The sequence below is a fragment of the Achromobacter sp. genome (assembly GCF_032102605.1).
In the GTDB taxonomy this organism is placed as follows: Bacteria; Pseudomonadota; Gammaproteobacteria; order Burkholderiales; family Burkholderiaceae_B; genus Achromobacter.
Genome location: NZ_DAMDGT010000004.1, coordinates 105,962 through 126,807 on the forward strand (window position 1 = coordinate 105,962; position 20,846 = coordinate 126,807).

The 20,846-nt window shown below is 65.7% G+C and carries 20 protein-coding genes and 2 tRNA genes; 8 read left to right on the top strand and 14 right to left on the bottom strand.

All coding sequences use genetic code 11. The annotated features are described in order from the left end of the window. The first annotated feature begins 7 nt into the window (after positions 1-7). Positions 8-922 carry a hydroxymethylglutaryl-CoA lyase gene (locus RT614_RS10930; protein WP_313622139.1) on the top strand — a complete coding sequence of 305 codons (915 nt, stop codon included), beginning with the start codon at positions 8-10 and terminating at the stop codon, positions 920-922. A gap of 1 nt (position 923) precedes the next feature. Here the strand turns inward: RT614_RS10930 and RT614_RS10935 are convergent, their stop codons facing one another. After that, positions 924-1,361, bottom strand: a complete 438-nt coding sequence (locus RT614_RS10935; RefSeq protein WP_313622140.1) for a universal stress protein — start codon at positions 1,359-1,361, stop codon at positions 924-926. A 275-nt stretch (positions 1,362-1,636) separates the two neighbouring features. Here RT614_RS10935 and RT614_RS10940 point away from each other — a divergent pair, with 275 nt between their 5' ends. Further along, positions 1,637-2,629 carry a polysaccharide pyruvyl transferase family protein gene (locus RT614_RS10940; RefSeq protein ID WP_313622141.1) on the top strand — a complete coding sequence of 331 codons (993 nt, stop codon included), beginning with the start codon at positions 1,637-1,639 and terminating at the stop codon, positions 2,627-2,629. Positions 2,630-2,806: 177 nt separating this feature from the next. On the opposite strand, the gene RT614_RS10945 is transcribed toward RT614_RS10940, so the two are convergent. Further along, positions 2,807-2,894, bottom strand: a tRNA-Ser gene (locus RT614_RS10945). 131 nt (positions 2,895-3,025) lie between these two features. On the opposite strand from RT614_RS10945, the gene RT614_RS10950 reads away from it, so the two are divergent. The 6 genes from RT614_RS10950 (at position 3,026) to RT614_RS10975 (ending at position 8,344) form a co-directional block, all read left to right on the top strand. Then, entirely contained in the window at positions 3,026-4,003 is a 978-nt protein-coding gene (locus tag RT614_RS10950) for an NAD(P)H-quinone oxidoreductase (RefSeq protein ID WP_313622142.1), read from the top strand. A 255-nt stretch (positions 4,004-4,258) separates the two neighbouring features. Beyond that, complete coding sequence (tpiA, locus tag RT614_RS10955; protein WP_313622143.1) at positions 4,259-5,005, top strand: triose-phosphate isomerase; 747 nt, start codon at positions 4,259-4,261, stop codon at positions 5,003-5,005. 21 nt (positions 5,006-5,026) lie between these two features. Next, positions 5,027-5,503: a preprotein translocase subunit SecG gene (gene secG, locus RT614_RS10960; protein ID WP_313622144.1), complete on the top strand. Its 477-nt coding sequence runs from the start codon at positions 5,027-5,029 to the stop codon at positions 5,501-5,503. Between the two features lie 297 nt (positions 5,504-5,800). Beyond that, positions 5,801-5,885: transfer RNA gene (locus tag RT614_RS10965), tRNA-Leu, on the top strand. 551 nt (positions 5,886-6,436) lie between these two features. Beyond that, positions 6,437-7,558: a glycosyltransferase family 4 protein gene (locus tag RT614_RS10970; protein WP_313622145.1), complete on the top strand. Its 1,122-nt coding sequence runs from the start codon at positions 6,437-6,439 to the stop codon at positions 7,556-7,558. A 9-nt stretch (positions 7,559-7,567) separates the two neighbouring features. Continuing rightward, a complete protein-coding gene (locus RT614_RS10975; RefSeq protein ID WP_313622146.1) occupies positions 7,568-8,344 on the top strand; it encodes a YrbL family protein in 777 nt (258 codons plus the stop codon). A gap of 10 nt (positions 8,345-8,354) precedes the next feature. Here RT614_RS10975 and RT614_RS10980 read toward each other — a convergent pair whose 3' ends face one another. The 12 genes from RT614_RS10980 to RT614_RS11035 all read right to left on the bottom strand — a co-directional run bounded on the left by RT614_RS10980 (position 8,355) and on the right by RT614_RS11035 (position 20,815). Next, positions 8,355-8,987: an XRE family transcriptional regulator gene (locus RT614_RS10980; protein WP_313622147.1), complete on the bottom strand. Its 633-nt coding sequence runs from the start codon at positions 8,985-8,987 to the stop codon at positions 8,355-8,357. 86 nt (positions 8,988-9,073) lie between these two features. Continuing rightward, on the bottom strand, positions 9,074-10,000 hold the full coding sequence (locus tag RT614_RS10985) for an N-carbamoyl-D-amino-acid hydrolase (RefSeq protein ID WP_313622148.1): 927 nt from the start codon (positions 9,998-10,000) through the stop codon (positions 9,074-9,076). Next, on the bottom strand, positions 9,997-11,457 hold the full coding sequence (locus RT614_RS10990; RefSeq protein ID WP_313622149.1) for a D-aminoacylase: 1,461 nt from the start codon (positions 11,455-11,457) through the stop codon (positions 9,997-9,999). The genes RT614_RS10985 and RT614_RS10990 overlap by 4 nt, the downstream gene beginning before the upstream one ends. Positions 11,458-11,479: 22 nt before the next feature. Then, positions 11,480-12,478, bottom strand: a complete 999-nt coding sequence (locus tag RT614_RS10995) for a dipeptide ABC transporter ATP-binding protein (RefSeq protein WP_313622150.1) — start codon at positions 12,476-12,478, stop codon at positions 11,480-11,482. 8 nt (positions 12,479-12,486) lie between these two features. Continuing rightward, positions 12,487-13,491 carry an ABC transporter ATP-binding protein gene (locus RT614_RS11000; protein WP_313622151.1) on the bottom strand — a complete coding sequence of 335 codons (1,005 nt, stop codon included), beginning with the start codon at positions 13,489-13,491 and terminating at the stop codon, positions 12,487-12,489. Between the two features lie 8 nt (positions 13,492-13,499). Then, complete coding sequence (locus tag RT614_RS11005) at positions 13,500-14,375, bottom strand: ABC transporter permease (RefSeq protein ID WP_313622152.1); 876 nt, start codon at positions 14,373-14,375, stop codon at positions 13,500-13,502. A gap of 13 nt (positions 14,376-14,388) precedes the next feature. Continuing rightward, positions 14,389-15,324 (bottom strand): ABC transporter permease, encoded by a 936-nt coding sequence (locus RT614_RS11010; protein ID WP_313622153.1) that lies wholly within the window; start codon positions 15,322-15,324, stop codon positions 14,389-14,391. A gap of 52 nt (positions 15,325-15,376) precedes the next feature. Next, a complete protein-coding gene (locus RT614_RS11015; RefSeq protein ID WP_313622154.1) occupies positions 15,377-16,948 on the bottom strand; it encodes an ABC transporter substrate-binding protein in 1,572 nt (523 codons plus the stop codon). A gap of 55 nt (positions 16,949-17,003) precedes the next feature. Continuing rightward, positions 17,004-18,449 carry a M81 family metallopeptidase gene (locus tag RT614_RS11020; protein ID WP_313622155.1) on the bottom strand — a complete coding sequence of 482 codons (1,446 nt, stop codon included), beginning with the start codon at positions 18,447-18,449 and terminating at the stop codon, positions 17,004-17,006. A gap of 122 nt (positions 18,450-18,571) precedes the next feature. Then, positions 18,572-18,955 carry a RidA family protein gene (locus RT614_RS11025; protein WP_313622156.1) on the bottom strand — a complete coding sequence of 128 codons (384 nt, stop codon included), beginning with the start codon at positions 18,953-18,955 and terminating at the stop codon, positions 18,572-18,574. A gap of 27 nt (positions 18,956-18,982) precedes the next feature. Further along, the gene (locus RT614_RS11030; protein ID WP_313622157.1) at positions 18,983-20,119 is read right to left on the bottom strand and encodes an FAD-dependent oxidoreductase; all 1,137 of its coding nucleotides are present in this window, start codon (positions 20,117-20,119) and stop codon (positions 18,983-18,985) included. Between the two features lie 204 nt (positions 20,120-20,323). Then, a complete protein-coding gene (locus RT614_RS11035; protein WP_313622158.1) occupies positions 20,324-20,815 on the bottom strand; it encodes a MarR family transcriptional regulator in 492 nt (163 codons plus the stop codon). Positions 20,816-20,846 lie beyond the last annotated feature (31 nt).

Consider the following 20,846-nt stretch of genomic DNA (forward strand, 5'->3'; position numbering starts at 1 on the left):
ACAGCACATGAACAAGGAAATCAGGCTTTGCGAAGTGGGGCCGCGCGATGGCTTGCAGATGGCGAAGGGCATGATGCCCGCCGCAGCAAAGCTGCGCTGGATACGGCAACTGGCCGACGCCGGGCTGCGCGAGATCGAAGTGGGCAGCTTCGTGTCGCCCCGGCTGGTGCCGCAGATGGCGGACACGGGCGACATCCTGCCCGAGGTCCTGAAAATCGACGGCCTGACGATCTGCGCACTGGCGTGCAACCTGAAGGGCGCCATCGCCGCCCACGAGGCGGGCGCGCACGTGCTGGCCTTTCCGGTGTCGGTCAGCGACACCCACAGCCATGCCAACGTCGGCAAAGGCACGGATGCGCAAGTCGAGATGCTGGCGTCCATCGTCGACTGGGTCCGCGCGCAGGCGCGGCCGATGCGCATCGATGCGGCGGTCGCCACGGCGTTCGGGTGTTCGATGGAAGGAGAGGTGCCGGTGCGGCGTGTCGCCGAAATGGCGGCAGCGGTGGCGCGCGCCGGCGCCGACGAAATCGCGCTGGCCGACACCGTGGGCTACGCCCATCCGGCGCTCGTGCGCGAGGCCGTGCGCGCCACGCAGGACGCGGTGGGCGCGCGGCTGACCAAGCTGCACCTGCACGACACGATGGGGCTGGGACTGGCCAATGCGCTGGCGGGCCTCTACGAAGGCATCCGCGCCTTCGATTCCTGCCTGGGTGGGCTGGGCGGCTGCCCGTTCGCGCCGGGCGCGTCGGGCAACATCGTCACCGAGGACCTGGTCTTCATGCTGGAAAGCATGGGGTACCGGACCGGCATCGATCTGTCCCGGCTGCTGGCGGCGCGCGAGCTGCTGGCGGAATCCTTGCCGCAGGAAACGCTGCGCAGCGGCGTGGCCGCCGCGGGCATCCCGCGCACCTACGCCGGATAAATCAGCGGTACACCAGCACCGGCAGCGTGGAATGCGCCAGCACCTTCTGCGTCTGGCTGCCCAGCAGCAGGGCGGCCATGCCGCCGCGCCCGTGCGAGGACATGGCGATCAGGTCGCAGTTGCGAGTCAAGGCCACATCCACGATCACCTGATAGGGGGTGTCGCTCTCGCGCATCTCCGTCACACACGCGACGCCCGCCGTGCTGGCCTTGCCGGCGGCCTCCGACAGGTACGAGGCGGCCAGCTCGCGCGCCTGGTTTTCGTAGACCTCGCGTACGCCCTGTAGCTGCACGGACTCCATGGAGGGGACGTGGAAAAGGCTGTAGACCGTCAGCACCGTGACGCTGGCCTCCAGCGCGCGGGCCAGCGCCAGGCCCTGCGCCAGGCCCGAATTGGCCAGGCTTGATCCGTCGATGGGGATGAGTATGTGCTTGTACATGGCAACCTCCAGGGGGAATCTGGGTCCATGGTACGCCTGAAGGGAGCGAGCCAGACAAACGCGGGCAGCGTGAAGTTTTGATCCTGCTCCAACTTTCGTTTTGTGTTGATCATTTACAATTTATGTCGTTCATGGCGGCTTCACCTCTCAGCGAGAGAAGGCCCTCGGGTAGCCGTTACGGACCTTCCTGAAAGCGATGAGCCTCACGCAATTGCGCTTACGACCAGGCCTGCGGGTGGTCAATCTGTCTGCGCAGATCTTCACATTCGAAACTCATGCATCCCCAAAAGTTCGGCTATCTGGAATTCCGGTACGGCAATAACCCCAAGCGGCGCACCGTCAACGTTGGCGACAACATTCAATCCATCGCGGTGCGCAGATTGTTGAATCGCCTGGATGTCCAGGACACCCGCATCGTCGGGATCGACCGCGACTCCCTGCGCGACTACGACGGAGAGCCCGTCAAACTCATCATGAACGGTTGTTTCCATGACGACTGTTTCCCGCTTCCCCCGCAAATCGAACCCGTTTTTTTCGGGTTCAATGCGGAAACCGAATCGGTCATCACCAAGAACAAGGCGTTGTTTCTGAAGCATCAGCCGATCGGCTGTCGCGACAACGCCACCAAGCGACTGTTCGACAAGCATCGCATCGCCGCCTTCGTGACGGGGTGCGCGACGCTTACGCTGGCAAAGCGCAAGGCGCCGCCTGCCGGCGGCAGGCCAGTCATTGCGTTTGGCGCGGGGTCGGGCGTGCTTCAACAGAATCTGCTTGAAAACATACCCAAGCCCATCCTGGAGCATGCGCGGCTGATCTATCAACGCGAGCCCGTGAACGAAGTGCCGCTGAGCGATGACGCGGTCAAGAAGATGGACTCCTTGGCGCAGAGCTATCTGGACGTTTACATGAACGAGGCTTCTGTCGTCGTGACGCCGCTGCTTCATGTGGCAAGCCCCTGTCTGGCCATGGGCATCCCCGTCGTGCTGGCGCGACGGGACAGGGACGACCGCTTTTCGGCGATCGACCGGATGGTGCCGGTCTACACGCCGTCAGAGTTTTCGTCGATAGGCTGGAACGTGGTCTCGCACGAGGTTGAATCGCTCAAGGGAGCGATGATCGGCGTGGCCGGAAAACTGGTCCAAGGCGCAAAGCCCGAAGCCGAGGACATGGCTGTGCTTGCGAAGACGTTTGATGCAGCGCCCGTGTTGCAGCCGCGCACGCAGTCCAAGCTGCGGCGGCGTCTCAAGAGAATCTTCGGGAAACGTTGAACGGATGACGGGCGGGGGCGGGGCGGCAAGGCTGCGCCGCGCCCGCGCAAGGACCGATACTGCTCTGCCCAGCATGCATCGTGACACGCGGGGCTGCGCGTTCCGGGGCTGCGCGTCGCGGGGCTATGCGTCCCCGGGGCACGCGTACTCATGGGCCTGACGTGAGCAAAGGCCTTTTGGCGGAAGCGGTGAGATTCGAACTCACGAACGGTTGCCCGTTGCCGGTTTTCAAGACCGGTGCAATCGACCACTCTGCCACGCTTCCTGGGTCTTGCCTTGCAGTTGCCCGGGCTTGCCGATTTGAAGCGGCCGCCTGGCAAACATTCTGCCTGAACGGCGATGCGATACGCCGTAAAGGGCGCAATAATAATCCATTTGCTGCAAAGGAGGCACGCGATGCACGCTGTTGAAATCACCCGCCCCGGCGGACCCGAGGTCCTCGTCCCCGTGGAGCGTCCCACGCCCGAGGCCGGCGCAGGCGAAGTTCTGATCAAAGTGACCGCCGCGGGCGTCAATCGTCCGGACGTATTTCAGCGCAAGGGCAACTATGCCCCGCCTCGCGGCGCTTCCGATCTGCCGGGTCTTGAAGTCGCCGGCGAGATTGTCGGCGGCGACGTGGCGGGCAGCGGCTTTGCCGTGGGCGACAAGGTCTGCGCGCTGGTCGCGGGCGGCGGCTATGCCGAATACTGCGTCGCACCGGTCGCGCAATGCCTGCCCATCCCCAAGGGCCTGTCCGATATCGAGGCGGCCGGCCTGCCGGAAACCTATTTCACCGTGTGGAGCAACGTGTTCGACCGCGGCCGCCTTTCCGAAGGCGAGGCGCTGCTGGTCCACGGCGGCGCCAGCGGCATCGGCACCACGGCGATCCAGCTGGCCCGCGCCATGGGCCACAAGGTTTATGCAACGGTGGGCAGCGACGACCGCGCGCGCGCCGTCGAGGCGCTGGGCGCCGACAAGGGCATCAACTACAAGACCCAGGATTTCGTGAAGGAAGTCCTGGACGCCAGCGGTGGGCGCGGCGTGGACGTGATCCTGGACATGGTTGCCGGCGACTACATCGCCCGCGACATGCAGTGCCTGGCCGATGACGGGCGCATCGTCATCATCGCCCAGTTGGGCGGCTCGCACGCCAATGTGGATACTGCGCAGGTCATGCGCCGTCGCCTGACCATCACGGGTTCCACCTTGCGGCCCCGTCCGGTCGCCTTCAAGGGCGCCATTGCCCGCGCCCTGCGCGAGCATGCGTGGCCTTTGCTGGAAAAAGGGGCCATCAAACCGATCGTCCACGCGACGTTCCCGCTTGCCGAAGCTTCCAAGGCGCACGCCATGATGGAGGGCGGGGAAAACATCGGCAAAATCATCCTGACTGTGTAAGAAACGCGCGGCGTTCGGCGCATCGCCGCGCAACAGGATACAATCTCGGGTTTCGCCTGGAATTTTTTCCAGGCAGGCCCGTGGGCGGTTGCTGCGCCAGGCCCCTGTATCAGGATCCCAAACGCTGGAAATTGCTGGTTTTCCAGGCGGGCTGCAATGTTTCGCGCCCGGGGCCGCCTTCAGGTTCAGGGCGCATGCTTTTCCCGGCTGACCACCGCAGGCCCAACTCAGACCCATTCGTCAGACATATTCGCCATGACTTCAGTCGAAAACCGCGCCCGCCTCGTGTTGGGCAACTGGAAGATGCACGGCAACCTGGCCGAGAACGCCGCGTTGCTGACCGAGCTTCGTGCCGCGGATGCTGCGGGCCACTGCGAAATCGGCATCTGTGTTCCGTTCCCCTACCTGGCGCAGGCTGCGTCTGCCCTCACCGGCAGCAGCGTGTCCTGGGGCGCGCAAGACGTCAGTGCGCATGACAAGGGCGCCTACACGGGCGAGGTATCTGGCTCGATGCTGAAGGAATTCGGCTGCCGCTGGGCGCTGGCCGGTCACTCCGAGCGCCGCGTGCTGCACGGCGAAACCGACGAAGCGGTTGCCGCCAAGGCCCAGGCCGCGCTGGCTGCAGGTCTGACCCCCGTGGTTTGCGTGGGCGAGTCCCTGGCTGACCGCGAAGCCGGCAATACCCTGGCGGTCATCGAGCGCCAGTTGAAGCCCGTGCTGGCCCTGGGCGCCGATGCCGTGTCGCGCATGGTTCTGGCCTACGAACCCGTCTGGGCCATCGGCACCGGCCGCACGGCCACGCCGGAGCAGGCCCAGGAAGTCCACGGCGCGATCCGCGCCGCGCTGCGCGCGCTGGGCGCCGCGCAAGTGCAAGTGTTGTACGGCGGCAGCGTCAAGGCCGCCAACGCCTCCAGTTTGTTCGCCATGACCGATATCGACGGAGCCCTGGTCGGCGGCGCGTCGCTCGTGGCCGAAGAGTTTTTGCGAATTGCCGCCATCTAAGTTTCCGTTCCGGAGTCTGTAATGCCCCTGATGCTCAAAATCCTGCTGGCCGTCCAAGTGATCTCGGCGCTGGCTATCATCGTCCTGGTCCTGCTTCAGCAGGGCAAAGGCGCCGACATGGGCTCCGCTTTCGGTAGCGGATCGTCCGGCAGCCTGTTCGGCGCCACCGGCGCGGCCAACTTCCTGTCGCGCGCTACCAAGTGGGCCGCCGTGGTTTTCTTCGCGTCCACCGCCGGTCTGGCGTATGTCAGCCACAAGGGAACCAGCGGCCCCGCCGTTGATTCCGGCGTGATGCAAAGCTTCCCGGCCGACCGCTCGGTCCCGCAAGCCCCGGGTTCGGTGCCTGCCGCTCCTGGCGCGTCCTCGGTGCCCGGCGCGTCGTCGGTTCCCGGCGCGGCTCCGGCCCCCGCCGCCAAGCCCGACGCCTCCGTGCCGTCCGTGCCTGCCGCACCGGCTGGCGAAAAGCCGGCGGAAACGCCCGCCGCTCCGGCAAAGTAAGGTGGCAGCAGCGAAAAGGCCGGCGCATGCCGGCCTTTTTTTATGCGCGCAGGCCAGTGACCGCAAAGCGGATTTATGGAAAAGCGCTGGAAGACGTCGATGATGGCGCCCCAGTGTGCCGAGGCTGTGCGCGGCAATTGAGCATGACACCGGCCAGCTGGGAGCCGCACATGAAGCGAGCCGGGCGGGGCCGGTGGGGCGATCTTCACGGATAAAGTGGCCAGGTTTCCTGCTTTCAAATTTACGTGATAGAATGCTCGACTTTCCAGGAAGGTAAGCCTTTCTGGAGTTGGTCAAGCCGACGTGGTGAAATTGGTAGACACGCTATCTTGAGGGGGTAGTGGCGAAAGCTGTGCGAGTTCGAGTCTCGCCGTCGGCACCAAGAATTTTCCAGGTAATCCTGGCGCAAGAAAGAACCCGCAATTCTCTTCAGAGATCGCGGGTTTTTTGTTGCGTGGCGGCTGAATAGGCCGCCAACGTCGAACGCCCTACAGATATCGGTCGCGGTTGCTGCGGACGCGTGCAGCGATACCAGCACCGACGGCACGCGCCACTGCCGCCCTGGATGAGCGCGCTTCGCGCGTGAAGAGAACTGCATGCTCTCAAGCAGGAAGTTCGGGCGATCTGGCAGTCTGGGGTCACGAGTTTCGACTCATGAGTGCGCAATCACTGTGTCCCCCACGCAACAAAACGCCGCATGCCGACCGGTCTGGAAAACACATTTCCAGATCGTGAAACAAAGCGGCGCAGCCTCAGACAGACCGTCAAAACGGTATTTTTTTCCGAATTTCCGCTCTGACAGGGCATAATCGGCCGCTTGTGTGCTTGGATTCGCGCGAATACCATATGGCCACTACGTCATCAAGACATTCCGCAGCCGTTTGAATCCAACGGATTGCCTCGTTCTCTATGCCTTCTGAAACACCACGATCCATGCGCATTGCGCATGCTGAAGCCGCTTTGGGCTTTGCCGGTCAGGAACGCCGAATCCTCAAAGAAATGCAAGCCATGCGCGATCGCGGCCATCACGTGGAACTGATTTGCAGGCCGGAGGCAAAACTCGTTCAAGCCGCCACTGACGTCGGCATCACCGTACATACGCTGCAGATGGGGGGATTGTTGAATTTGCTACGCGGCGCGCCGCAGGTGGCGCGCATCCTGCGAAAGGGACGCTTCGATGTTCTCAATACGCACAGCCGTATCGACACGCTGCTTGCGGGCCTGGGCGCACGCCTTGCGGGCACGCCGTTGATCGTACGCACGCGTCACCTGACCAATCGCGTCAACTCCATGCTGGCTTATACGTGGGTGCCGCACCGAATCACCACGGTCAGCAATCACGTCCGGGACTACCTGATCGAGCGCGGAGTGCCCGCCGATCGCGTAGAGACCGTTTACTCCCCCATCATGCTGCCGCCGAAAGGCATCCAGTCCGGCCTGCGCGAAGAACTCAATCTGCCAGCAGACGCCATCGTGGTCTGCTGTGTGGCGATCCTGCGGGCGACGAAGGGACACCGAGAACTTATCGAAGCGCTGCGGCCCCTGATGGAGGCGCGGCCTCACGTACACTTGGTGCTGGTCGGCAACGGCGACCCGTTGTTCGATCAGCTGCAGGCGCTTATCGCGGAAATCGGCTTGGCCGACCGCATTCATATGCTGGGATTCCGGCATGACGTCCCCAGCATTCTGGCTGGCAGCGACATTTTCGCGCTTGCGACACAGAAGGAAGCGTCGGGTACGGTATATGTCGAGGCCTCGGCCGCCGGCCTTCCCGTCATCGGGGTCGATGTGGGCGGTGTCAGCGAAATGGTGGACGACGGCGAGACGGGCATCCTGGTGCCCCCTGGCGATATCGTGAAGCTCAGGGCGGCGTTGGCCAGCCTGATCGATGATGGCGCGTTGCGAACGCGCATGGGAGAGGCGGGCAAGCGCATGGTGTATGGAGAGGGCAAGTTTTCCCTGGCGGGGTTGGCAGCACGCACCGAACAGGTTTACGGCGAGTGGCTCGCACAGCGAGGCTGTCCCGGATCGACCGCTATGCAGCGGGCGGACTGAGGCTTGGCCATGCTGAATGCAACTGTCCGGCGAGACCTGACCAAGACGCCGACGCCCTTGAAGGGCGTGGAAGTTCTGCCCCGACAGGATCTGGCCCCTGTGCGGTCAGTCGGTCCGTTCGAGATCCTCGACATGAAACCGCTTGCCATTGCCGCGGCTGGCAGCGAGCGCGACGTGTATCTGCACCCCACCGACAATTCCCTGCTGATCAAAATCGTCAATCGGGTCCGCAGCAGTCAAATGAGCGCGAAGCGGCCCTGGTACAAGCGTTTCCAGCGCGAGGACGAGCATGGGGTCTTTATCGCGGAAACCGTCGAGTACATCGCCACGACGGCGCAGCAAGGCGCGCACATGGGCAATATGCTGATGGCGCGCATCTTCGGCCTGGTATTGACCTCGAAGGGATTGGGGCTGGTCGTGGAGCGCATCGTCGATGCTCACGGAGATCTTGCGCCCACCCTGAAAGAGGTGGTGAGGCAGCAGGGCTTCGGACCCGACCTGCGCGCTCGGGTACACGAGTTCATCATGGCGTTGGTGGATGCGCACGTCGTCTTCAATGACGTCAGCGCCAGCAACATCGTCGTGGGCTTCAATGCCAGCGGGCGGGAAGGCCTTTATCTGGTGGATGGATACGGTTCCAAGCAACTGCTTCCCGTGTATTCCTGGAGCAAGACGCTGAATGGCCGGCGCATCCTGCGCCGATACGACCGGATGGCGAAAAAGCTGATTGCCGCGAGCGAGCGCCGCCAATTGCGCGAGTCCGTGGCCGATTTGCCCTTGAAATAGCCGCGCGGACTCATTCCCCCTTCAATCGATCCGGCACATCCTCCATATCGCTGCAAACCGCCAGCACCTCCGCTGGCTTTCGGCTCAGCGACAGATACACATGGCCGATGCTGCTGTCGAAGTACGCCGATTCCAGCCGGCTGAGGACGACGCTGTCGCCGTTTTCGAACTGGATGCGGACCTTGCCGGACAGCACCACGACGAATTCCTGGCCCGGGTGGCGGATGTAGTCTTCAAATTCGACCACCTTGCGCGAGTCGATCATGGCGACCATCGGCAGCATTTTCTTGCCGGGGTATTCGCCCATCAGCAGGCGGTAGTGATAGTTCTCGGTGATGTAGTCGCGGGCGTCGCTGAGCTTGTTCTTGACGTAGGTGGGGGCCACGGCGGCCTGGGCGGCGTCGCGCAGCATGAACATGCGCGTCATGTCGATGTCCAGCGCGCGGGCCAGGGCGGCGAATTTTTCGTAGCTGAGGGCGATCTGGCCGAGTTCGGCCTTCGATAACGTCGATACCGCGATGCCGCTGGCCTGGGATAACGCCTGGAGCGTCATTTTCCGGGCTTTGCGCTCGGCGCGCAGGCGGGCGCCCATTTCTTCCTTGCCCACGATTTCGGGCGGGGATGTATTGCCGTTTGGGGCCATGTAGCGGTCTGGCTTTTAGGGTTGAGGGCAGGGGCAGGGCCCGCAAGCCCCGCCGCGTGTAGCCGGATTGTAAGGGGTGGGGCGCGTCAGCCGGGAGGCTGGGCGCCGGTGCGTTCGACGATCATCCTGTAGTGTTCGGGCCGGCGGTGGGCGGCGAAGTTGAAGATATTGGCGCGGTAGTGGTCCGACACCGACAGGTCGCAGACAAAGTTGATGACCTCGTCGTCTTCGGAGAAGGTGCGCACCATGATCTCGCCGGTGGGCGCGACGATGCACGACCCGCCGATCATGGGATTGCCTTCTTCGACGCCCGCCTTGGCCGCCGCGGCGACCCAGCAGGCATTCTGGTAGGCGCCCGCCTGCAGCGACAGCAGGTGATGGTGCATGCGCAGGTGAATGGGCTCGTTCCATTGCACATAGCCCGACGGCGTGTTGTAGCCGGCCATGACGATCTCGACGCCTTGCAGGCCCATGACTCGGAAGGTTTCGGGCCAGCGCCGGTCGTTGCAGATGCACATGCCGATGGCGGCGTCCGGGGTCTGCCAGACCGGAAAGCCCAGGTCGCCGACGGCGAAGTACTTCTTCTCCAGGTGCTGCAACGGCGCGCCGTCGACGGTCTGGGCGTCGCCCGGAATGTGAATCTTGCGGTACTTGCCGACAAGCTTGCCGTCGCGGCCGACCAGGATGCTGGTGTTGTACTGCACGCCGTCGGCAAGCTCGGCGTAGCCCAGGTAGAAGCCCACGCCTTTGTCGCGCGCCGCGTCGAACAGGGGGCGTGTCAGCGGGCCGGGCATTTCGGTTTCAAAGAAGGCCTCTACCTCTTCCGGATCGTCGATGGACCAGCGCGGGAAGAACGTGGTCAGCGCCAGTTCCGGGAAGGTGACCCAGGCTGCGCCGCGGCTGTGCGCGTCGTCCAGCAGATCGATCAGGCGCCGCACGACCTGGACGCGAGTGTCGCTGCGCTGGACGGGCCCAAGCTGCGCGACAGCCAGGTGCAGTTTGCGCGCGCTCATGAGGCGCTCCGGCCCAGGACACGCCCCGCGTGCTGGCCGGTGAAAGCCTGTTCTTCCCAGACGGGCGCGCCGTTGACGTACACCGAGTGGATGCCGGCGGCGCGTTCGGTGGGACGCTCGAAGGTGGCGGCGTCGGCGACGGTGGCCGGGTCGAAGACCACCAGGTCGGCGTAGTAGCCGGACTGCACCTGGCCGCGTTCCGCAAGGCCAAACTTTGCGGCGGTCAGGCCGGTCATTTTCCAGACGGCGGTCTCGAGCGGGAACAGGCCCAGGTCGCGCGAATAATGACCCAGCACGCGAGGGAAGGTGCCCCACAGGCGGGGATGCGGGCGTTCGTCGTGCGGCAGGCCGTCCGAGCCGATCATGGTCGGGCCGAACTTGAGGATGCGCTGGACATCGGGCTCGTCCATCATGAAGTAGATGGCGCCCGCCGGCTGCAGGTCCGGCACCAGGTCAAATTTGGATTTGCCGCGTTCGGCGGCCACTTCGTCCAGGTCGCGACCGCTCAGTTCGGGAAACGGCTTGCACCACGTGATGATGGTGCGGCCGGCCAGCAGCACGCGATCCTGCTTCAGCATCGTGGAGCCCGCCACATAGGGGTAGGCGTCCAGCGAAACATCCTGCTTGGCCATGGCGGCTTCGATCAGTGGCAGCGTTTCCTCGGAACGTCCGAAGTTGGGCTGGCCCATCACTTTGTGGTGGGAGATCACGACCGGCACGTCGAGCTCGCGGCCGATGCGGAAAGTCTCTTCCAGCGCCTCGACGATGTGCTCGCCTTCGTCGCGCATGTGCGTGGCGTAAATGCCGCCGTGGGTGTTGAGCGGGCGGCAGACTTCGATGATCTCTTCGGTGGTGGCGCGCGCGGCGGGCGGATAGAAGGTGCCGGTCGATATGCCGATGGCGCCGCTGGCCAGTGCGTCGTCGGCGAGCGACTGCATGGCCTGCACTTCGTCCGGCGTGGCTTCGCGTTGCAGATCGGGCATGACGGCCGCGCGCAGCGTGGAATGGCCCACCATGCAGGCGGCGTTGACGGCGGCGGGCGTGGCGCGCAGGGCGTCCAGGTAGTCGGAAAAGCGGTGGAAGCGGTAGGAGCCGCCTTCGTCCAGCAGGTCCAGCGGCGCCGGGGGGCTGGCGTGGGCATGGGCGAGCGGCGCGAGGCTGATGCCGCAGTTGCCGGTGACGACGGTGGTGACGCCCTGCGAGATCTTGGGCGTCATGTCGCGATGCTTGAGCAGGTAATTGTCGTCGTGGGTATGCGAATCGATGAAGCCCGGGGCCACGACCTTGCCCGACACATCGATGCGGCGGCGTGCGGGCGCGGTCGACAGGTCGCCCACGGCGGCGATGCGGTCGCCGCGCACGCCCACGTCGGCGCGCTGGCCGGGGGCGTTCGTGCCGTCGATGACGGTGCCGCCGGCAAGGATGTAGTCAAACGGGGTGGCGTCGGGCTGGGACATGCGGATCTCCGTCGGTTCGGGGTCAGGCAAAGTGGCAGGCAACCTGCTGTTCGGCGGCAACCTGGCGGGGCAGGGGGACTTCTTCGGCGCAGCGGGGCTGCGCCATGGGGCAACGAGTGCGGAACGCGCAGCCGGACGGCGGCGACAGCGGGCTGGGAATCTCGCCTTTCAGGACTTCGACCGGTGTGCGCTCGCCCTGGCGGGCGGACGGCACGGCGGCCAGCAGCGCGCGGGTGTAGGGATGGGCGGGGCGGTCGAAAATGGCATCGCGGGTGCCGATCTCGACGATCTTGCCCAGGTACATCACGGCCACGCGGTGGCTGATGTGACGAACCACGCTCAAGTCGTGCGAAATGAACACGTAGGTGAGTCCCAGGTCGCGCTGCAGGTCCATGAGCAAATTGATGACCTGCGCCTGAACCGAAACGTCCAGCGCCGACACGGGTTCGTCACAGACGATGAGACCCGGATCCAGCGCCAGGGCCCGTGCAATGACGATGCGCTGGCGCTGTCCGCCGGAAAACTCGTGCGGATAGCGGTCGGCGGCGTCGGGCCGCAAGCTGACACGCGCCAAAAGCTGCGCCACGCGCTGGCGGATGGCCTCGCGGTCGTGGCCGAAGTTGCGCAGAGGCTCGCCGATGATGTCGCGCACCCGCATGCGCGGATTCATGGACGAAAACGGATCCTGGAAGATGAACTGCATGCGGCGGCGCATGGCGCGGAGCTGGCTGCTGTTCATCTGGGCCAGGTCCTGGCCTTCGAGCAGGATGCGGCCTTCGGTGGGATCGGTCAGGCGGATCAGGCACTTGCCGGTGGTCGACTTGCCGCAGCCGGACTCGCCGACCAGGCTGAGCGTCTGGCCGCGCGGCACGGTCAAGGAGATGCCGTCGACGGCGCGCAGCACTTTGGCGCCGCGTCCGCTGTCCACCGGGAAGTGCTTTTTCAGGCCGATGACTTCCAGCATGGGGACCGCGGTGGCGGCCGGGGCGGAAGACGCGAGGGGAATGTCGTGCAGATTCATGGCGGGTCTCACGCGGTCATGGCGGCGGTCGGTTCGGCCTGCCGGGCCCAGCACCACACCCGGTGGCGGGCGCCGGCGTCGGTGGCCATGGGCGACTCGTCGGTGCAGCGGGGCAGGGCCTGGGGGCAGCGCGCGGCGAACGCGCAGCCGCGCGATTCGGGCGTCCTGACCGGAACGATGCCAGGCAGTTCGGCCAGTCGCGCCGTGTGATCCTGGCCGTCGACGAAGTCCGGCAGCGAGCGGATCAGCGCCTGGGTGTAGGGGTGCTGCGGGCGGTCCAGCACGTCGTCCACGCTGCCTTCTTCCACCTTGCGTCCCGCATACATCACGATGACGCGCTGGCACATCTGCGCGACCACGCCCAGGTCGTGTGTGATCAGCACGATGGCCGTGCCGAGCCGGGCCTGGATGTCGCGCAGCAGGTGCAGGATCTGCGCCTGGATGGTGACGTCCAGCGCCGTGGTGGGTTCGTCGGCGATCAGGACCTTGGGCTGGCAGGCCAGCGCCATGGCGATCATGGCGCGTTGGCGCATGCCGCCCGAGAGTTGATAGGGATACTCGCGCACCCGGCGCGCCGGGTCGGAGATCTGCACAAGGTCCAGCAACGCTTCTGCCTGCTTCAGCGCGTCGCGGCGCGACAGGCCCTGGTGCAGCATGAGCGATTCGCTGATCTGCTTGCCCACGGTGATCACGGGATTCAAGGAGGTCATGGGCTCCTGGAAGATCATCGAGATCTGGTTGCCGCGGATCGCGCGCACGGATTTTTCGGGCAGGGCCAGCAGGTCGCGTCCATCGAATTCAATGCTGCCGCCAGCGACGCGCCCGGGGGCGCGCAACAGGCGCATGATGGACAGCGACGTGACGCTCTTGCCGCAGCCCGATTCGCCGACGAGGCCCAGGGTTTCACCGGGCAGCAGGTCGAAAGAAAGCTTGTCGACGGCCAGGACGGTCGTGTCGTCGCCGTCGAAACAGGTGGTCAGGTCGTGCACGCGCAGGACGGGATTGGGTTGCATGTGCGCTCCTACAGCTTCTTGGCCAGGCGGGGATCGAGCATGTCGCGCAGCCCGTCGCCGACCAGGTTGACGGCCAGCACGGCCACGCCCAGGAACAGGCCCGGATACAGGATGATGTGGAACGCCACGGCGACGAAGTTGCGCCCTTCGGCCATGATGTTGCCCCAGCTTGGGATGTGCGGCGGAATGCCCACGCCCAGGAAGCTCAGCACGGCCTCGGTCAGAATGGCCGATGCCGCGATGAAGGTGGCCTGCACCATCAGCGGCGCGAACAGGTTGGGCAGGATGTGGCGCAGCAGGATCGACGGCACCCGCGTGCCCACCGAAACGGCCGCCTCGATATAGGGCTGTTCGCGGATGGTCAGCACCAGTGCGCGCACCAGGCGCACGACCCGCGGCACTTCCGGAACGACGATGGCGATGATGACGGTGCCCAGGCCGCCCTTCAGGGTCGCCATCAGCGCGATGGCGAGCAGCACGCCGGGAATCGCCATCAGGCCGTCCATGATGCGCATGATGACGGCGTCGATGCGGCGGAAGTAGCCGGCCATCATGCCCAGCACCACGCCGGCCACGGTGGACACCACCGCCACCACGATGCCGACCAGCAGCGAGATGCGCGAGCCCCAGATGGTGCGCGAGTAGACGTCGCGGCCCAGCGCATCGGTGCCGAACAGGTGTTCGGCCGAGGGCGGCTTCATGCGGGCCATCGGATTGATGTCCTGCGGGTCCACGGTGGCAAGCCACGGCGCGGCCAGGGCGATGACCGCCAGCAACAGCAGTATTGCGCTACCCGCGTACAGCATCGGGTGGCGGCGCAGCGATCGGAAGGCGCGCCGCAGGCGCGGGCGCGCGGCGGGAAGCGGCAGGGTGGTCGTGTTCATGCGTTGCCCCTGTTCAATAGCGGATGCGTGGGTCGAAAAGCCGATAGCTCAGGTCGACCAGCAGGTTGATCAGCACGTAGATGCCCGAGGCCACCAGCAGCACGCCCTGGATGACCGGATAGTCATGGCGCAGCACGGCGTCGATGGTCAGGCGGCCCAGGCCGGGGATGGCGAACACGGTTTCCGTGACCACGACCCCGCCGATCAGCAGGGCGACGCCCACGCCGATGGTGGTGACGATGGGGTTGGCGGCGTTCTTCAGCGCATGCCACACGATGGGGCCAGACGACAGCCCCTTCGCCCGGGCCGTGCGGATGTAGTCTTCGGACAGGGCTTCCAGCATGGTCGCGCGGGTCATGCGCGTCAGCAGCGCCATGTAGACCAGGCCAAGCGACAGACAGGGCAGCACCAGGTGGCGCAGGTAGGGCACCAGGCCGTCGGCCATCGGCTTGTAGCCCTGCACCGGCAGCCAGCCCAGCTTGATGGAAAATCCATACACGAGGCTGTAGCCGATCAGGAACACCGGCACCGAGAACGCGCAGACCGCGCCCACCATGACCAGCCGGTCCAGCCACTTTCCGGCGTTCCATGCGGCCAGCACGCCCAGGGGCACGGCCGCCAGCACGGCGAACAGCATCGTGAACAGCGCGATGGAAATGGTCGGCCCCATGCGCTGCGCGATGAGCTGCGAAACAGGCATCTGCGTGGACATCGACGTGCCCAGGTCGCCCACCGCGATATGGCTTACCCAGATGCCGAACTGCTGCAGCAGCGGCTTGTCCAGCCCAAGGTTCTGCCGGATTTTTTCGACGTCGTCGGCGGTGGCGTTGTCGCCCGCGATCACCGCCGCGGGATCGCCCGGCGACAGGTGGATCAGCAGGAACACCACGACCGCCACGACGGCCATGACTGGAATGACGGCCGCGATGCGGCGCAGGATGTATTTCACGCTGGATTCCCCCGGGCTTGCGGCCGGGCGCGCGGGGCGCCCGGCGTCTGCCTTACGGCTTTTCGATGTTCCACATCACCGGCACGCCGGCCTGGATCAGTTCGGTGTGCTTCAGGCCGCGCACCGCGAAGACGGGCTTGAACTCGCCCCACATGACGTACGGCACGGTCTGGTAGGCGCGCGCCTGGATCTGCGCGGCGATGTCCTTGCGCTTGGCGTCGTCGGTCTCGCGGATCCAGCTGGTGCGCAGCGTGTCCAGTTCCTTGTCGCAGGGCCAGCCCGGCAGGCTGTTGCCGCAAGCGGCGGACAGCCACGGGTTCGTCACCGGCGTGCTGGCGTCGTAATAGCCGCCCCAGGTCAGGAAGATGTTCCAGCCGCCCTGGGCGGGCGCGTCCTTCTTCAGGCGGCGGCCGGCCAGCGAAGCCCAGTCCATGGACTGCACGTCCACGTTCATGCCGGCCTTCTTCATGTTCTGCGCCAGCACCATCACGGCGGGCGCGCTCAGGTGGTCAGTGGGATACAGCAGCACCACCTTTTCACCCTTGTAGCCCGCTTCCTGCAGGAGCTGCTTGGCGCGCGCCGGGTCGGTCTTGGCGTAGGGCGCGGCGCCGGCATCGGTGGCCAGGGGCGATCCGCAGATGTACATCGTCGCGCAGTAGTCGACGCGGTACTTTTCCGGGTAGCCCATCGCCGTCAGCATTTCCTTCTGGCTGACCAGGTGGTACAGCGCCTGGCGGGCCAGCGGGTTGTTGAACGGAGGATGCAGCGAGTTTAGGATGACCATGCCTTGCGAGGCCACCGAGGTGCTCAGCTTGATGTCCGGGTTCGACTCGAGCACCGGCAGGAAGTCCGGCGTGACCTGTTCGATCATGTCCACTTCGCCATTCATCAGCGCGGCGGTGGAAGTGTTGCCGTCCGGGATGTAGACCCATTCCACGCGGTCCACCTTCACGTTCTTGCCGCCGGCCAGGCCGTCCGGCGCTTCGGCGCGGGGCACGTAGGCCGGGTTCTTCACGTAGACGACCTTGTTGCCGGGCACCCATTCATCGCGCTTGAACAGGAAGGGGCCGGATCCGACCATCTCGGTGACCTGGGTGTTCGGGTCCGTCATGGCCAGGCGCTTGGGCATGATGAACGGCGGCATGCCGGAGGGCTTGGACAGGGCGTCCAGCACCAGGCCGAAGGGTTCCTTCAGCGTCAGTGTGAACGAGTTGTCTGCGGTGGCCGCGAACTCCGCGCCGGCCGCCATCATCGCCTGGCCCAGCGTGTCCTTCTTGGCCCAGCGCTGGATGGAGGCGATGCAGTCCTCGGCAGTCACGGGCGTGCCGTCGTTGAACTTCAGGCCCGGCCGCAGCGTGAACGTCCAGGTCTTGCCGTCGTCGGACTTGGTCCAGGTGTCCACCATCTGCGGCTTGACCTGCCCCTTGCTGTCCTGCGAGAACAGCGTGTCGAAGACCATGTAGCCATGGTTGCGCGTGATGTAGGCGGTGTTGAACAACGGGTCCAGCGTCTTCAGGTCGGCGTGCGGCACCAGGCGCAGCGTCTTGGTCTGGGCAAGCGCGCCGGTGGCGGCGGTCATGGCCAGGAGCGCCGCGGCTCCCAGCAGGCTGAATCGTCTGATCATTGTTTTCCCCTTGGTGGTTCTGTGTGCCCGTGACGGGCGGCAATTGAGTAGGGTTTCAGGCCTTGAACGGCCACTTCGGCAGCTTGCGCTTGACGAAAGGCAGCGTGTTGAGGTCATTGGTGATGGCGCCCGGCGTCTCGACGTAGATCACGTGGCGGCCGACCTTCGAGTACGAGGCATAGAAGTGCTGCGACGACTTCACGATGATGAGCTTCATCGCCTGCAGGTCCACGTCGAACTGCGTGAACAGGTCGGTGCCCATGGCCTGCGTGCGGGACGTCGTCAGCACCAACGTGACGCCGCGGGTGCGCAGGACGGCCACGTCGCCCAGCAGCGCGGGCGTGCCGGCCAGGCCGGTCATGACGGCGTCGCGCTTGAGCGCCAGGATTTCGCAATCCAGGTCCAGCGGCTGGCCCGATACGGGGGCCACCTTGCCGCCCACGCGCAGCTTGATCTGCGCGCCGTCGCCGGCTTCAAAGCACAGTTGTACGGCGACCGGATCCCAGAACGGGCCGATGGCGACGTCCGTGATGCCGCGCGCCAGCACGCGCTCCAGGATGAAGGTGGAGTCGCTGGGCGCGCCGCCGCCCGCGTTGTCCGCGGAATCGGCCAGTACGACGGGAAATTCCTTGTGCGCCAGCGCCTGGTCCAGCGCGTCGTCCGCGCCGGGATAGGGCGGCGCAAGCTGGTCGCGAAAGCCGATGATCTCTTCGCCCAGCGCGCGCGCCAGCGATTCGGCCTGCGCCTGGTCGCCGTCGGTGTAGACCAGCACCTTCGAACCCATGTCGGGCGTGTCGCCCCACGGAAAGCCGTGCGCGATGGACACCGACAGCACGCCTTCCTTGCCTTCCATGGCAAGCAGGCGGTCGACGAACCCGCGCATGGGCTCGCGGCTGGTGTGCATGATGGAAATCATCTCTAAGTCGTAGACGGCGCGCGTGGGCTTGATGCGGCCTTCGGCGCGCGCCACGCACAGGTCCACCAGGTCGTACGCGCGGTCCAGGATGTCGGTGTGCGGGTATTCCTTGAAACAGACCAGGAAGTCGGCGCTGTTCACCATGGCGTCCGTCATGTGGCAGTGCGGGTCCAGTTCCGCGCCGATCACCGTGTCGGGGCCCACGATCTCGCGGGCGCGGCGCAGCAGGTCGCCTTCGCAGTCGTCGTAGCCATCGGCCACCATCGCGCCATGCAAGCCGAACAGCGCGATATCGACCTTGCCCGCGCGGCGCAGGTCTTCGAGCAGCTCGTCGCGCAGCGTCTCGTAGGCGTGGCGCGTGGTGATGCCGGCCGGCGTCGCTCCTGCGGTCATCCCTTCAATGAGGGTCCAGTCCTTGCCCACCGCGCGTTGGCGTGCGGCCCACAGCGGTCCCGAGAACATCTGCATGCGGTCCGGATGCTGGCCCGCGGGGTAGTAGCCGCGGGACCGATAGGCCGACAGGCCCGTCGGGATGGGGGAAAAGGTATTGGTCTCGGTTGCCAGGGACCCGGAAAAAATCTTCATGGATGACGCTCCGCGCAAAGAGGGACTGGAGGCGCGGGCATCGTGGCGCGCGCGTGGGGGTGTCGCCCCGCCAGGCGTCGGGCCTGGCGGTGTCATGCAATCGAACGGCTGCGGCCGGGGCCTCAGGAGACGCGGGCGTCGCCCAGCCAGGCCTGCACTTCGATCTCGACGTCCACTTCCATGGCCAGCTTGGCCTCGACAGTGGAGCGAGAGGGGAAATCGGAAGAGAAATGGCTGCGGTAGGCTTCGTTGAACTGCGCGAACAGGGCCAGGTCCGACAGCCATACCGTTGCGCGCACCACGTCTTTCAGGCTGGCGCCCGCCAGCGCCAGCGTTTCCTTGATGCGTTCGATGGCGGCGTGCGTCTGGGCGGCGATGTCGCCGCGCACGACCTGACCGGCGGCGTCCATCGGAATCTGCCCCGACAGGAAGAGGAAGCCGCCTGCCTGGGTGGCGCGCGAGAAGGGCAGGGGCAGCGTGCTGGGATAACGGGTGATGGCGGTCATGTCGGGATCTCGGTGGTCGTTGTCGGGTCAGCGCAGGCGCTGGGGGCGGACGGCGTCGGCGTTGACGCCGTGCGCGCGCAGGTGATCGGGAACGGGCTGGCGCGTCAGGAGCGCCGCCGCCAGCTCGGACGTGGCCGCGGCGGTCTGGATGCCATACCCGCCTTGCGCCGCCAGCCAGAAGAAGGCGGGCGCGCCGTCGTCCCAGCCGACGACGAAATCGCCGTCGCGCACGAACGAGCGCAAGCCGGCCCAGGTGTGCTTCGGACGACGAATCGTCAGCGACGTGGCGGTCTCGATGCGGTAGATGCCGGTCGCGACGTCCAGCTCTTCGGGCACGACGTCGTGCGCGTCGACCGGATCGGCATTGGCGGGCGAACCCAACAGCTGGCCGGCGTCGGGCTTGAAGTAATAGCTTTCGTCCACACCGACCACCGCGGGCCAGTGGGAAAAGTCCACATCTTCGGGGCCGGTGAACGTGAAGGCGGTGCGGCGGCAGGGCTGCAGGCCAACCGGAGCCGCGCCGCACAGGGCCGCGGCCTGGTCGGCCCAGGCGCCGGCTGCATTGACCAGAACGCGCGCCCGGATCGAGCGGCCATCGGCCGTCGTCAGCGTCCAGACTTCGTCGGCATAGGATGCCGCCGCCAGTTCGGCGTTGTTGAACAGCACGGCGCCCTGGCGGCTCATGCCGCGCAGGAATCCCTGATGCAGCGCATGTACGTCGATGTCGCGCGCGTCGGGCTCTTCGATCGCGCCGCAGAGTTGCTCCGCGCGCAGGCAGGGCACGCGGGCGACTGCCTGTTCCGCGCCGATCAGCGTCACGTTGGGCGACTGGCTGTGGAAGTCGTCAAACACCTCTTGCAGCAGGTCTTTCTGATCCGGCGTGGCGATGTACAGCACGCCGCGGGGGCTGAGCAGGGGATGCTCGCAGAAACCTTCGGGCGGGCGCTCATAGAAGGCGCGGCTGGCGCGCGTGAGCGCCTTGATCTGCGTGGTGCCGTAGGTCTCCATGAACATGGCCGCGGAACGGCCCGTGGAGTGATAACCGGGTTGGGACTCGCGTTCCAGCACCGCCACGGACGCCGTGGCGCTCAGGCGGTAGGCCACGGATGCGCCGGCGATGCCGGCGCCGACCACGGCGAAATCGTATAGGGTTTCAGCAGTCATTTTGTCGGAAGCGAGAATTCTCTTATCTGATAATTCTCGAATACGATAGTTTTTTGACGCGGATGGAGTAATAGGGGAATGCCCTGATGGAGGGCGTGGGGTGGAAAATTCCGGCGCGCGGACGGTTTGGCGCAAGGCGTGATGTGCGCCCGCGGCCGCTACGGCACGGTGTGTCTGCCGGCCGAGCCAGCCGGGTTGATCCCGTTAACCCAGTTTGCCCAGCAGCCCGATCAGCCGGCGACGTTCAGCGACGCCAAGCTTCGCGCTGATGCGCGCGTCATGCGCCTGCACGGCTTCGGTGATGGAGGCCAGCGCGGCCTCGCCGGCGCGCGTCATGGCCAAGGCATAGGCGCGCTTGTCGCGCGCAGCCTCCTGTCTTTCCACGTATCCCAGATCCTGTAGCTGGTTGACGATCTGCACCGCCCCGGAACGCGCGATGCCGAGGATGCGGGCCAGGTCCGTCAGCTTCAGGCTGTCGTTGGCGGCTATCAGGGTCAGCGCCGAATAGCGCTGCGGCGTGATGTCCCAGGGCGCCAGCGCCGCCAGGAAATCTTCGTAGATGAGGATCTGCGCGCGCCGGATGGCGTAGCCGACCAGATCGTCCAGAGCGCCGTACCGGACGCCGGGTACGTGCGGATCGAAGTGTTCGCCGCGGGCGGCGGGCCGGCGAGGGTGCGGGGCGGAAGCTCTGGACATGGGGGGGAACGCGGCTCAGGGGGGCTCAACA